This window comes from Acinetobacter sp. Ver3, assembly GCF_000632455.1.
Lineage (GTDB): Bacteria > Pseudomonadota > Gammaproteobacteria > Pseudomonadales > Moraxellaceae > Acinetobacter.
In genome coordinates this window covers 59959-72501 of the sequence record NZ_JFYL01000005.1, presented here as the reverse complement: position 1 = coordinate 72501, position 12543 = coordinate 59959, and the positions used below count along the sequence as shown (strand labels likewise).

13 protein-coding genes are annotated in these 12543 nt (G+C 41.0%); 3 read left to right on the top strand and 10 right to left on the bottom strand.

Annotation, left to right across the window (positions count from 1 at the left end; translation table 11 throughout):
• Positions 1-3 precede the first annotated feature (3 nt).
• Both CL42_RS02760 and dapA read right to left on the bottom strand, forming a co-directional pair.
• Positions 4-609: a lipoprotein-34 precursor (NlpB) gene (locus tag CL42_RS02760; protein WP_035264860.1), complete on the bottom strand. Its 606-nt coding sequence runs from the start codon at positions 607-609 to the stop codon at positions 4-6.
• Positions 610-626: 17 nt separating this feature from the next.
• A complete protein-coding gene (dapA, locus tag CL42_RS02755) occupies positions 627-1526 on the bottom strand; it encodes a 4-hydroxy-tetrahydrodipicolinate synthase (RefSeq protein WP_035264858.1) in 900 nt (299 codons plus the stop codon).
• Between the two features lie 680 nt (positions 1527-2206).
• On the opposite strand from dapA, the gene mhpT reads away from it, so the two are divergent.
• The 3 genes from mhpT (at position 2207) to CL42_RS02740 (ending at position 5229) form a co-directional block, all read left to right on the top strand.
• Entirely contained in the window at positions 2207-3415 is a 1209-nt protein-coding gene (mhpT, locus tag CL42_RS02750; RefSeq protein ID WP_035264856.1) for a 3-(3-hydroxy-phenyl)propionate transporter MhpT, read from the top strand.
• Positions 3416-3558: 143 nt separating this feature from the next.
• Entirely contained in the window at positions 3559-4212 is a 654-nt protein-coding gene (pncA, locus tag CL42_RS02745; RefSeq protein ID WP_035264852.1) for a bifunctional nicotinamidase/pyrazinamidase, read from the top strand.
• Between the two features lie 51 nt (positions 4213-4263).
• The gene (locus CL42_RS02740) at positions 4264-5229 is read left to right on the top strand and encodes a bile acid:sodium symporter family protein (RefSeq protein ID WP_035264849.1); all 966 of its coding nucleotides are present in this window, start codon (positions 4264-4266) and stop codon (positions 5227-5229) included.
• A 6-nt stretch (positions 5230-5235) separates the two neighbouring features.
• On the opposite strand, the gene CL42_RS02735 is transcribed toward CL42_RS02740, so the two are convergent.
• The 8 genes from CL42_RS02735 to ribBA all read right to left on the bottom strand — a co-directional run bounded on the left by CL42_RS02735 (position 5236) and on the right by ribBA (position 12502).
• Complete coding sequence (locus CL42_RS02735) at positions 5236-5700, bottom strand: DUF523 domain-containing protein (protein WP_035264844.1); 465 nt, start codon at positions 5698-5700, stop codon at positions 5236-5238.
• Positions 5701-5761: 61 nt separating this feature from the next.
• A complete protein-coding gene (glmS, locus tag CL42_RS02730) occupies positions 5762-7600 on the bottom strand; it encodes a glutamine--fructose-6-phosphate transaminase (isomerizing) (RefSeq protein WP_035264843.1) in 1839 nt (612 codons plus the stop codon).
• 12 nt (positions 7601-7612) lie between these two features.
• Positions 7613-8977: a bifunctional UDP-N-acetylglucosamine diphosphorylase/glucosamine-1-phosphate N-acetyltransferase GlmU gene (glmU, locus tag CL42_RS02725; RefSeq protein ID WP_035264841.1), complete on the bottom strand. Its 1365-nt coding sequence runs from the start codon at positions 8975-8977 to the stop codon at positions 7613-7615.
• A gap of 26 nt (positions 8978-9003) precedes the next feature.
• A complete protein-coding gene (locus tag CL42_RS02720; protein WP_081403227.1) occupies positions 9004-9480 on the bottom strand; it encodes a phosphatidylglycerophosphatase A in 477 nt (158 codons plus the stop codon).
• A gap of 10 nt (positions 9481-9490) precedes the next feature.
• A complete protein-coding gene (gene thiL / locus CL42_RS02715) occupies positions 9491-10420 on the bottom strand; it encodes a thiamine-phosphate kinase (protein ID WP_035264837.1) in 930 nt (309 codons plus the stop codon).
• 12 nt (positions 10421-10432) lie between these two features.
• Positions 10433-10882 carry a transcription antitermination factor NusB gene (gene nusB / locus CL42_RS02710; protein ID WP_035264834.1) on the bottom strand — a complete coding sequence of 150 codons (450 nt, stop codon included), beginning with the start codon at positions 10880-10882 and terminating at the stop codon, positions 10433-10435.
• A 3-nt stretch (positions 10883-10885) separates the two neighbouring features.
• Positions 10886-11356: a 6,7-dimethyl-8-ribityllumazine synthase gene (ribE, locus tag CL42_RS02705; RefSeq protein WP_035264832.1), complete on the bottom strand. Its 471-nt coding sequence runs from the start codon at positions 11354-11356 to the stop codon at positions 10886-10888.
• Positions 11357-11380: 24 nt separating this feature from the next.
• The gene (gene ribBA / locus CL42_RS02700) at positions 11381-12502 is read right to left on the bottom strand and encodes a bifunctional 3,4-dihydroxy-2-butanone-4-phosphate synthase/GTP cyclohydrolase II (protein ID WP_035264829.1); all 1122 of its coding nucleotides are present in this window, start codon (positions 12500-12502) and stop codon (positions 11381-11383) included.
• Positions 12503-12543: the final 41 nt, after the last annotated feature.

The window sequence follows — 12543 nt, the reverse complement described above, 5'->3', positions numbered from 1 at the left end:
CGACTAGGCTGGCCAGTTTTGATAAATCTGGGTTAACAGGCTCGCAGCTTTTTGTTTGTCTGCAAACGCGTTAGTTGGGGTAAACACGGCCAAGGTATGACTCGAACCTACAGATGTCAGTTTAAGCACTAAACTTTCACCATCCACTTGAATTGTCGCGGAATGGGGATTCTTAGGTTGATTGACAAAGTTGTAGTTGAGGCTACTGAGGGTGGCGATTGTGTATTGCCAAATTGTAGCAGAATTTCCGTCAATTTTGATCAACGGATTGCCATTTCCATCAGTTAAAAGTTGTGGACGACCGACAGCAGTTGATTGTTCACTCTCAACAGGATTAGAAACGGTTGGTGCCACATTAGGACGAGGTAGCTCGAAACGATTACCTCGCTTATTAACCATTTGTGGCGCATTGTCTATTGCAAGCTGTTCAACAACAGGCGCTGGATAAAGCGGTGTTGCTGGTCTAACCATTGAACCTTCAGGAAATTTAAGCGGGGTTTGTGCAGTAGATTTTTTATAATCGAGTGAACCATTATCGATACCAATCGTACTACAACCGACCATGCTGAGGGCTGAAAGGGCAAGGGGTAAACCAAAACGTAGTTGCATAGTTGTTAAACTCTTCTTTAAATAATGCTCGCAGCTTTTAATGCATCACGCAGTGAAGCTCGATATTGTTCTGCTAATGGAGTAAGTGGTAAACGGATACCTGTACCAATTAATCCCATTTCATGAAGTGCCCATTTCACAGGAATTGGGTTTGATTCACAAAATAGAATTTCGTGTAAATTTGCAACTTGATCATTAATTGCTTTTGCTTGAGCTACATCACCCACTAAACCAGCGGCACACACTTGGCTCATTTGCTTTGGAGCGACGTTAGCGGTCACAGAAATATTACCTTTCGCACCATGCTCAATCAGTTGATATGCTGTTGCGTCATCACCTGAATAGACCACCATATCTTTGCCTTCAAGTGCTTTTAAAAGCTCAGCACCGCGAGGAACATCACCTGTTGCATCTTTAATCCCTACGATTTGAGGAATATCAGCAAGACGAACTACAGTTTCATTGCTCATATCAACGCCAGTACGGCCAGGTACGTTATAAAGAATTTGCGGTAAATCAACAGCTTCAGCAATTGCTTTGTAATGCTGATACAAGCCTTCTTGAGTCGGTTTGTTATAATATGGCGTTACTAAAAGTGCAGCATCTGCACCAAGCTCTTTAGCTTCTTTGGTAAGCTCAATCGCTTCATGCGTTGAGTTTGCGCCTGTGCCGGCAATAATTGGAATGCGTTTATTGGCTACACGAATGATTTCTTTGATCACTTGAGTGTGTTCAGCCATGCTTAAGGTCGAAGCTTCACCTGTTGTTCCCACGGCAACGATACTGTTTGTACCTTGTTCAATGTGCCATTCAACAAGCTTCTCGAGACCCTTCCAATCAACAGTTCCATCTTCAAACATTGGAGTGACGATTGCGACGATTGAGCCTTGAATTACCTGAGCTTGCTGAGTAGTCATTTTAAAACACGATCCTATTTTTCCATCCAGTGAAGGTTGAGAAGCGAAGTTTGGATGGGTATGTATTTTGATTTATATCACGATCCAATATGCCTGCATACTGGATAATGCGTATGCAAATTATGAACTAAGCTACCAATAAGAACAATATGAATTCACTTCAGTCAAAAAAAAGTTTAGTTAAAACAAGTAACTTTTTTTAAAAAAAGCAATTTTAAGACCTTATGGTTAGGCATTTAAATAACAGTGAAGATAGATGTTCGTCTATGAAAGTATTGCGGATAAAAATGAAAATTCGAACTAAAATCTGACCAATTTACCCTGAATTAATATCTTATATCACTTACATCAGATTTAAGATGTATGTATATAAAGGTGAATAAACTAATAATTTTTAAATTATGTGATTATTATAATTTATAAAACGTCTTAATTTTTTTACTTAAAGGTTAAATTATTCTAATACTTACAGATTTTATAATAGATTTTTCTGGGTTTTTTTTAAATAAAAAAAATAATTAATCGTTTTGAAGACTAGAATTTATTTTGGTTGGCAAGAGGTATGAAATTTAATCTTATTTTGATTACATTTTATTACACCATTTGATAACTCTCACTTTCATTGACTTACATAGATAATCGGGCATCGGACTCAAATGCTGATGAGTGAGGGAAGTTCAATGCAAGAATCAGTAAGTAACAAACATGCAATTTTGACGGTAGGTATCTGCTTCCTCATTGCAGTAATTGAAGGCTTAGATATTCAGGCTGCAGGTATTGCAGCTGCGGGTATTCGTGAACATTTTGGTTTAGATAGTTCACAATTAGGTGTGTTTTTTAGTGCTGGTATTTTAGGTCTGTTACCTGGGGCACTGGTAGGTGGGCGTATTGCGGACCGTATTGGTCGTAAAACAGTTTTAATTTGGTCTGTTGCTGTTTTCGCTGTATTCACTTTATGTACGGTATGGGTAAATAGTTTTAACAGTTTATTGGCTGTACGTTTCCTTGCAGGTGCAGGACTAGGTGCAGCAATGCCAATTCTCATCACTTTGGCTTCTGAAGCAGTAACCCCACAAAATCGTGGTCGTGCTGTAGGGCTAATGTACTGTGGTATGCCTGTCGGTGCTGCGATCTTATCTTTAATTGCAAGTACAGATTTCGGTGCTAATTGGAAAAATATTTTCTATCTTGGTGGTTTATTACCATTAATTGTTATACCAGTGATGATGAAATTCTTACCTGAATCTAAAGAATTTTTGAAAACGCAAAATAGAACTGAAGCTGAAATTGCAGAAGCTCCACAAGGTTCGTTTAAAGATTTGTTTAATTCACAGAATCTTCTTCGTACGATGTTCATCTGGTGTAGCTATTTCTTCACGCTCATGGTGGTTTACATCATGCTCAGCTGGTTACCTTCTCTATTCCAAGAATTAGGTTTTTCGAGAAAAGAAGGTGCGACAGCGCAATTCTACTTCATGGTAAGTGCTACTGTAGGTACTGTGATTTTAGGTGTATTAACTGACCGCTGGAAAAAAGCTTATGTGATCTTGTTAATGTACGGTGGTATTTTGGCTGGCCTTCTTGCGTTGAATGCAGCAAGCTCACTCACACAAATGTATTTGGCTTCAGCATTGGTTGGTGCTTTCGTGATTGGCTGTCAAGGTGTGCTTTACGCATTTGGTGGTATTGTGTACCCAACAGAAGTACGTGGTACAGGTGTTGGTGTTGCATCAGCAGTAGGTCGTATCGGTGCTATGCTTGGGCCAGCAATTGCAGGATCATTATTAACGGCTGGATTTGGTGCAGCAGGCGTAATCTCTGCAGCAATCCCTTGTATTATTATTTCTGCAATCTTCATGTTAATGTTGGTACGTCGTATCCAGAATTAAGACAAAAACATAGATTAAAGCCTGCTTGATGCAGGCTTTTTTTATAGAATTTTGATATCAAATTTTCAACTCAAGCAATTGTAGTTCTCTTGATCCTATGCAATAGTCCCTAACAATTTTAAAAATATTGGGAGCTGAAAAGGATGTTCCAACCACAACAAAGTGTACTTATCGTTGTTGATGTTCAGAATGGATTTACCCCTGGGGGAAATTTGGCGGTAGCAAATTCAGATCAAATTATTCCAACCATTAATTCACTTGCTCGGCATTTTGACAATGTTGTCCTTACCCAAGATTGGCATCCTCAAGACCATATTTCATTTTTTGAAAATCATCCTGGAAAGTCTGCTTATGAGACGATTGAATTAGCTTATGGTCGCCAGGTGTTATGGCCTTCACATTGTGTGCAGGGTACACATGATGCAGATTTTCATCCAGACTTGAATATATCCAAAGCGCAGTTGGTCATTCGTAAAGGTTTTCATCCGCATATTGATAGTTATTCTGCCTTTTTAGAAGCTGATCATCGAACATCGACTGGCTTAGCAGGATATCTGCATGAGCGTGGAATTCGTGATGTCTTCATTGTCGGGATTGCCACTGATTTTTGCGTGGCTTGGACAGCAATTGATGCTGCAAAATTAGGTTTTAATAGTTATGTCGTGTCAGATGCGACCAAAGGCATCGATTTAAATGGTTCTTTACAACATGCATGGCAAGAAATGCTTGCACAAGGTGTGAAACGAATTTACGCCAAAGAACTAATGACTCTCAGGCATTCAGCGCAGACCATTTAAAGGTCATGGTTCAAGATCATACGTCGTTAATCCAATAAGTGAACTTTTTAAATGAAAGCCATCAATCAATTCTTGCAGAAAACCTTTGCGCTGTGGGTACTCCTTTTTGCAGGAATTGCCATGTATATGCCAGAAGCTTTTATTTGGCTTAAGTCTTATATCACTTGGATGCTCGGGATTATCATGTTTGGCATGGGAATGACCATGTCATGGGAAGATTTTAAAAGTGTTCTCAGTCAGCCTAAGGCGGTTGCCATTGGGGTGGGTGCTCAATTTATAGTGATGCCATTATTGGCATGGGGCTTGTGCATAGCATTTCGATTACCCGCTGAAATTGCCATTGGCGTACTCCTTGTTGGATGTTGTCCCGGAGGTACAGCATCTAACGTCATTGCTTATATGGCAAAGGCAAATGTGGCTTTGTCCGTCGCGTGTACCTCAGTTTCAACGATGTTAGCACCTTTGCTGACACCATTGATTTTTTATCTCTTAGCGAGTCAGTGGATTGATATAGATGCGGTAGCAATGCTTGTATCGGTAATGCAAGTGATTTTGTTCCCTATCATTTTAGGGGTGATCGTGAGCGGTCTATTTAAGCAAAAAATAGATCAATATATTGAAATGATGCCTATGGTTTCAGTCATCGCGATTGTATTGATTGTGGCTGCGATTATTGCTGGAAGTAAAGTGCAAATTTTACAGTCAGGGTTACTGATCCTTGCTGTTGTAATTTTACATAATGGATTAGGATATTTTATAGGTTATTGGGCTGCAAAATTATTGCAGCTCAATCAAGCAGATGCTAAAGCAGTTTCGATAGAAGTAGGGATGCAAAATTCTGGCTTAGGCGTTGCTTTAGCTGCTGTTCATTTTGCGGCAACCCCCATTACAGCACTTCCAAGTGCAATTTTTAGTTTGTGGCACAATATTTCTGGACCCGTCTTGGCAAGTTATTGGGCGACGCGTGACAAAGCTCACCTTAAAAAACATGAATATGACGATGATGTGATTAAGTAGCTGATTTTATTTCATTAACTGATCTAGAAATTCTTTTTCAGTCATGATGTGAATACCATGTTGCTTTAAAAGCGCTGCTGTAACACCGTCCGCATTTATTTTTGACCCCGAAAAAGAGCCATCATAAATCTGACCAAAACCACATGATGGACTTTTAGCTTTCAAAATCGCATGAGTAATCCCATGTTTTTTCGCAAAAGCTAAGGTCTGTTTGGCACCTAAAATAAATGCTTCGGTAACATCTTTTCCCGAAAGATCAAATACTTTTGCATGGCCACTCAAAACATCGGAGCCTGTTCCTTTTTGAATTTCAGCAGGGGCTCTGGGAGTGCTAAGTCCTCCAGAAATTTCAGGGCAGATTACGACGGCCTGATCGGTATCAATCAGCGTTTTAATTTTTTCTTGAAGGCAATGTTGACCATCGTAGCGAACTGGATGTCCGACTAAACATGCACTGATAAGATATTTCATTTGATAAAAAAAAGACCGATAATTTTCATTATCGGTCTTTTTAAGTGTAGATCAAATTGAATTATTCAACCGTAACTGACTTAGCTAAGTTACGCGGCTGATCTACATCGGTACCACGTAGTACAGCGACATGATAGGACAAAAGCTGCACAGGAATACTGTATACGATTGGTGATAATAGTGCTGAAACGCTCGGAACTTGAACGACGTGTTGGCGCTCTTTTTCCTTAATGCCACTATTTTCATCTGCAAATACAAACAGCTCACCACCACGTGCTTGAACCTCTTCCATATTTGATTTGAGCTTATCAAGCATATCATCCTGAGGAGCAAGAATGACAACAGGCATATCATTATCAACTAAGGCCAATGGGCCGTGTTTTAACTCACCAGCTGCATAACCTTCAGCATGAATATATGAAATTTCTTTCAGTTTAAGCGCTCCTTCAAGCGCGATTGGGAACTGTGTTCCACGACCTAAAAATAGGCAATGTTGTTTTTCAACAAACAATTCAGATAGGCGTAAAATTTCTTTATCACATTGTAATGTGTCAAGAATCACTTTAGGTGTATGCCATAATCCAGTAATGATTTCTGTTACTTGTTCATTAGAAATCGTTTGTTTAACTTGACCGAACTTAAGCACGAGAAGCATCAGGGCAGCAAGTTGTGTGGTGAATGCTTTGGTCGACGCAACCCCAATTTCTGGACCCGCTAATGTCAATAAGCTGTAATCTGTTTCACGCACCATGGAAGATGTTGCAACGTTACAGATCGTCATCGTGGTGATATTAATATTTTTCGCTTTGGCACGTTTTTGTGTATCACGAAGAGCAGCCAATGTGTCGGCAGTTTCACCTGATTGAGAAATACACACATAAAGTGTATTGTTCACGATGACTGGAGTGCGATAGCGGAACTCACTTGCAATTTCAACTTGGCAAGGTACATCAATCAGTTGTTCAAACCAATATTTTGCGATCATGCCTGCATGGTAACTGGTACCGCAAGCGATGATTTGAACTTGCTGAATCTGAGAAAAATCTTCTACAGCATTTGCAAGAAAATCATCACGTAAGTGATCGGCATTTAAGGCTTGAGAGATGGTTTGCTTGATCGCTTCAGGTTGCTCATAAATTTCTTTCAGCATGTAATGCTTATATTCACCTTTTGAAGCATTACTCACTGTCGCATCAAGTTCTTTGACAGGGCGTTCAACGCGCTCACCTTGTACATAGACTTCAATCGTATCACGTGTTAAACGCGCAATATCACCTTCTTCAAGGTATATAAAACGATTGGTAATCGGTAATAGGGCCAATTGATCAGAACTGATAAAGTTCTCACCAATTCCCACACCGATCACGAGCGGTGAACCTTCACGAACAGTGATCAATTCATTTGGGTAATCTGTATGTACGATACCGAGTGCAAATGCACCTTTGAGTTGAGGCACAACTTGTTCAACGGCTTTAAGCAGGTTAGGAGCAGACTTCAGTGCATCATGAACTAAGTGTGCAACAACTTCAGTATCTGTTTGGGATGTAAACACATATCCTAATGCTTCAAGATCATCTTTAAGCTCTTGGTAATTTTCAATAATACCGTTATGTACCACAGCGACTTGACCAGAAATATGCGGATGTGCATTATTTTCTGTAGGTTTGCCATGAGTAGCCCAACGTGTATGTGCAATACCAAGCGCGCCAGTGATCGCTGCTTCTGAAACTGCTTCTTCAAGGTTGATAACTTTACCGACACGACGTTCACGTAAAACTTGACCTGCATTGATTAAAGCTAATCCCGCTGAGTCATAACCACGGTATTCAAGACGCTTTAAGCCTTCAATTAGAATATTCGTTATGCTTCGTTCTGCTACACCGCCGACGATACCACACATATTGTAATCCCCTTAATTCTTAATCTTTTGTGGACGTGGATAATTGTCTTTCACAAATTGTTTAGAGCGTTCTACCGCTAAACTATGATCATCCACATCACGAGTAATCGTCGATCCAGCACCAACTGTTGCGCCATTGCCAATTTTGACTGGCGCGACTAAAGAGCTGTTTGAACCTATAAAGGCTTGGTCACCAATGATCGTTTTAAACTTGTTGGCACCATCGTAATTACATGTGATCGTACCCGCGCCGATATTTGAACCTTCACCCACTTCGGCATCACCTAAGTAGGTAAAATGATTGGCTTTAGAGCCTAAACCAATGGTGGTGTTTTTCACTTCAACAAAATTGCCAATGTGTACTTCATTTGCCAATTTAGCACCAGGGCGCAAACGTGCGAATGGTCCAATTTGAGTCTGCTCACCCACAATGGCTGAATCAAATACGCTATACGGTTGAACTTTCGTGCCTGCAGCAATTTTGGAGTTTTTAATTACACATCCTGCACCGATTTCGACATTGTCACCAAGTTCACATTCGCCCTCGATAATGACATTGATATCGATACGCACATCTTGACCAACCTTGAGTGAACCTCGGAGATCGAAACGACTCGGATCGATCAAATGTACACCTTGCTGCATCAGTAATTTCGCTTGGTAGTTTTGGTATTCTCTTTCCAATGCTGCCAATTGCACACGATCATTTACACCTTCAACTTCGAAAGCTAAAGCAGGTTCAACTGAAGCAATTTCGAGTCCATCGTTAATAGCCATTGCTACGATATCTGTTAAATAGTATTCGCCTTGCGCATTATTATTATTCAGACGTGGCAACCACTCGTGCAATTTGGCATTGCTTACTGCATAAATGCCAGTATTAATTTCTTGAATTAAACGTTGCGCTTCAGAAGCATCTTTATGTTCAACAATGGCTTGGATTTTACCATTTTCTCTCACGATACGACCGTAACCTGAAGCATCGTCTAGTGTAAGTGTGACTAAGCCAATACCTTTAGATTGTGTTGCTTCAAGTAATTTTTGTAATGTATCGGCTGTAATACAAGGCACATCGCCGGATAAAATTAAAGAAATACCATCTTTGGGTAATACCGGTAAGGTCATTTGAACAGCGTGACCTGTACCAAGTTGTTCAGCTTGTTCAACCCAGTCAATATTTTCTGTCGAAAATGCTTGTTTAACTAGAGCGCCGCCGTGACCGAAAATAGTAATAATATTTTCAGCTTGTATTTTTTTTGCGGTTTCAATGACATGCCCTAAGAGTGGACGTCCTGCTAAAGGCTGTAATACTTTTGGTAGTTTTGAACGCATTCGCGTCCCTTTACCTGCAGCAAGAATAACAACTGTGGTTGACATACAACATCCTTTCTTTGGAGCTTGGCTTAAGCCATATCAATATAGAGATAAATTATAATACAAAGTGCTGCCCACAAACCTGCGATCAGGTCATCAAGCATAATGCCGAAACCACCGTCGACTTGACGATCAATGACGCGAATCGGCCAAGGTTTCCAAACATCAAAGAGACGGAAAAGTGCAAAACCAATAAAAAGCCATACCCAATTCATCAGACCTAGGTAGATTAAAGGGAGAAACGTGATCGATTGACCCGCAAATTCATCCCACACAATTCGTCCGTCATCATGGACGCGCATTATATCAGCGGCTCTTCCACAAATATATATCCCAATCAATGACATAACGATTATGGCAATCGTGCTATACAAAAAACCTATTGCCATGAAAGCAGGGATAAACAACAAGGCAAAAGCTGAACCAAAAGTACCAGGTGCTTTTGGCGCTAAACCAGAACCGAATCCAACGCCACAAAAAACAATGAAACGTTCAGACCAAGTCATCGTTTTAAAATTAATTGGTTGTTTTTGCAAAGTGCTGATATCCCTGTAATTCTAGTTTTTGTGGTTGTTGATGATGATAAAAATCTAATAGCTGAGTCTCTTTTACGACACCAATCACCGTGATCGGTGTATCGCAGTGTCGAGCTTTTAATTCATCCAAGGCAGGTGAAGGAATGGTAAAACACAATTCATAATCATCACCACCTGCTAAAGCCAATTGCCATTTTTGTTGATTGGGCAATGCTTGTAAGGCAGGACTAAGTGGAAGTTGATCTAAGTGTAGGTCGGCACCAACATGAGATGCTTTGAGAATATGTCCTAGATCTTGTGCTAAACCATCGGATACGTCAATCATACTATGCGCCAATCCTTTAAGCGCTTGACCGAGTTCACAACGTGGAGTGGGATAATCGAGACGTTTTTTTAAAGCATGATCGGGATATTTTAATCCGAATGCAGCATCACCGACAGTGCCGGATACACAGATTAAATCACCTGCTTGAGCACCAGAACGTGGCACGGCTTTTCCAATATCCACCCAGCCTAGAGCGGTAACTGATAATGTGAGATGTGGGCTTTGCGTTGTGTCGCCGCCAATTAAACTTACTCCAAATTGATCGCAACAATCATACAAACCCTGACTAAACCCTTTTAGCCAGTGATGATCAATTTGGGGTAGGCTCAATGCCAAGAGAATGCTTTGAGGTTTTGCACCCATGGCTGCAATGTCTGAAAGATTCACAGCTACAGATTTCCATCCAATCGCATGGGGATCTGTATCGATGGGGAAATGTCGACCAGCAACGAGGGTATCGGCACAAATGACCAATTGTTGCTGTGGAGGCGGGGTGAGCAGGGCTGAGTCATCACCGACACCTAGATCGACTGAAGAATAACTCGGTCGATTGAAATAGGTGTCAATAATAGAAAACTCAGCCATTTCAACAACAACTTATTTTGCTTGTTGCTTTTCTGCTTCACGTAGGCTTTGTGCCAAACGGTCTAATACACCATTGATGTATTTGTGACTATCTGCACCGCCGAAGTGTTTAGCCAATTCAATTGCTTCATCGAGAACGACGCGATATGGAATTTCAAGATGCTCTTTCAATTCATACGCGCCAAGACGCAAAGTAGCTAATTCAACGCCGTCCAGTGCCGAGATCTCACGATCTAGTACTGGAATTAATAACGCATCCAATGCTTCATGATTTGCAATCACTTGTGTGAGCAACTCGTGATAATAGCTGAGATCCACTTTATGCATGGCATTTTCAGCACGTGTACGTGCTTCAATTTCATGCACAGGGTTGTGGCTCATTTGCCATTCATAAATCCCTTGTACAGCAAAACGACGTGCTTTGCGTTTAGCTGCATAAGTAGCTTGGAGTGTCTGCGACATGCTTTAGATCGCCTTTAGCAAGTTAACCATTTCAATTGCAGTCAAGGCAGCTTCACCACCTTTATTACCTGCTTTTGTACCTGAACGCTCGATGGCTTGTTCAATGCTGTCTGTAGTCAATACGCCATTGATTACAGGTAAACCAGCTTCTAAACCAACAACACCAAGGCCTTTTGCACATTCACCAGCAACAAAGTCAAAGTGAGGAGTGCTACCGCGAATAACTGCACCAAGTGCAATTACCGCATCAAACTTACCAGAATTTGCGAGTTTTTTCGCCACAACCGGAAGTTCCCAAGCGCCTGGCGCGTGAACGACAGTGATATTATCGTCTTTAACACCATGTCGATGCAATGTATCAATTGCACCTTCTAATAAATGTTCAACAACAAAGCTGTTAAAACGACCAACTAGAATCGCGTAACGATCTTCGCTCGCGAGATGTAATAAACCTTCAATACGGCGAATCGCCATAGCAACCTCGATATTTAATAAGAGTTATGAATGAGAGCTCTGATCAGCTGTGATGTATTCGACCACTTCTAAATTAAAGCCAGACAATGCATTGAAGCGTAAAGGTGAGCTCAGGAGCTTCATTTTCTGTACGCCTAAATCACGTAAAATTTGTGCACCCACACCAATAGTTTGGTATTGCTGAGATAAGGCAGCATTTGACTTGGCTGGTTTTGGCGCAGTTAATGCTTCTAATGCTGGACCTAAATCAGACGGCTGACGTTGTCCAATCCATACCAAGACACCACGATCGCTTTGAGCAATTTCTTTTAAAGCACGATCTAAGTTCCAAGCTGCTTCACCATCTTGCTTATTAAGTTTTAATAAGTCTCGCGCTGGATTGAAGCCATGAACGCGAACAGTCGTCACACCTTCTTCAGGTTGACCTTTAACCAATGCCAAATGAATATCAGGATTCCCGACTTCACGATAACGGTAAAGATCAAAAGTACCATACTCGGTATCGAGTTTTTGTTGATCCAAACGCTCTACCGTTTGTTCATTGGTCATGCGGTAGTGAATAAGATCAGCAATTGTACCAATTTTTAGACCGTGTTTTTCAGCAAAAATTTCAAGGTCAGCACGACGGGCCATAGTCCCGTCTTCATTGATAATTTCACAAATCACAGACGCAGGTTCAAGACCTGCAAGACGAGCTAAATCACAACCTGCTTCGGTATGACCTGCACGATGGAGCACACCACCTGGTTGTGCCATGAGTGGGAAAATATGGCCTGGTTGAACGATATCTGCTGGTTTTGCATGTGCCGCAACTGCTGTTTGAATCGTGTGCGCACGTTCTGCTGGAGAAATACCTGTAGAAATGCCATTTGCAGCTTCAATAGAAAGCGTGAAGTTTGTCCCGTGTTGAGCGCCATTCGCATCAACCATTAACGGTAAATTTAATTGTTTGCAGCGTTCACGACTTAACGTTAAGCAAACCAAGCCACGAGCATGCGTGATCATGAAATTAATGTCTTCAGGTCGTACGTGCGTTGCAGCAATAACGAGGTCGCCTTCATTTTCACGATCTTCATCATCCATCAGGATGACCATTTTTCCTGCACGGATATCTGCTACAAGTTCTTCTACAGTATTGAGCGACATCAACCTTCACCTTTTTGTTATGTCATTCTGACATTTGAATA

Coding starts and splice junctions, on each gene's coding strand:
- CL42_RS02760 (WP_035264860.1), bottom strand. CDS start 609: ATGCAACTACGTTTTGGTTTACCCCTTGCCCTTTCAGCCCTCAGCATG.
- dapA (WP_035264858.1), bottom strand. CDS start 1,526: ATGACTACTCAGCAAGCTCAGGTAATTCAAGGCTCAATCGTCGCAATC.
- mhpT (WP_035264856.1), top strand. CDS start 2,207: ATGCAAGAATCAGTAAGTAACAAACATGCAATTTTGACGGTAGGTATC.
- pncA (WP_035264852.1), top strand. CDS start 3,559: ATGTTCCAACCACAACAAAGTGTACTTATCGTTGTTGATGTTCAGAAT.
- CL42_RS02740 (WP_035264849.1), top strand. CDS start 4,264: ATGAAAGCCATCAATCAATTCTTGCAGAAAACCTTTGCGCTGTGGGTA.
- CL42_RS02735 (WP_035264844.1), bottom strand. CDS start 5,700: ATGAAATATCTTATCAGTGCATGTTTAGTCGGACATCCAGTTCGCTAC.
- glmS (WP_035264843.1), bottom strand. CDS start 7,600: ATGTGTGGTATCGTCGGCGGTGTAGCAGAACGAAGCATAACGAATATT.
- glmU (WP_035264841.1), bottom strand. CDS start 8,977: ATGTCAACCACAGTTGTTATTCTTGCTGCAGGTAAAGGGACGCGAATG.
- CL42_RS02720 (WP_081403227.1), bottom strand. CDS start 9,480: ATGACTTGGTCTGAACGTTTCATTGTTTTTTGTGGCGTTGGATTCGGT.
- thiL (WP_035264837.1), bottom strand. CDS start 10,420: ATGGCTGAGTTTTCTATTATTGACACCTATTTCAATCGACCGAGTTAT.
- nusB (WP_035264834.1), bottom strand. CDS start 10,882: ATGTCGCAGACACTCCAAGCTACTTATGCAGCTAAACGCAAAGCACGT.
- ribE (WP_035264832.1), bottom strand. CDS start 11,356: ATGGCGATTCGCCGTATTGAAGGTTTATTACATCTCGCGAGCGAAGAT.
- ribBA (WP_035264829.1), bottom strand. CDS start 12,502: ATGTCGCTCAATACTGTAGAAGAACTTGTAGCAGATATCCGTGCAGGA.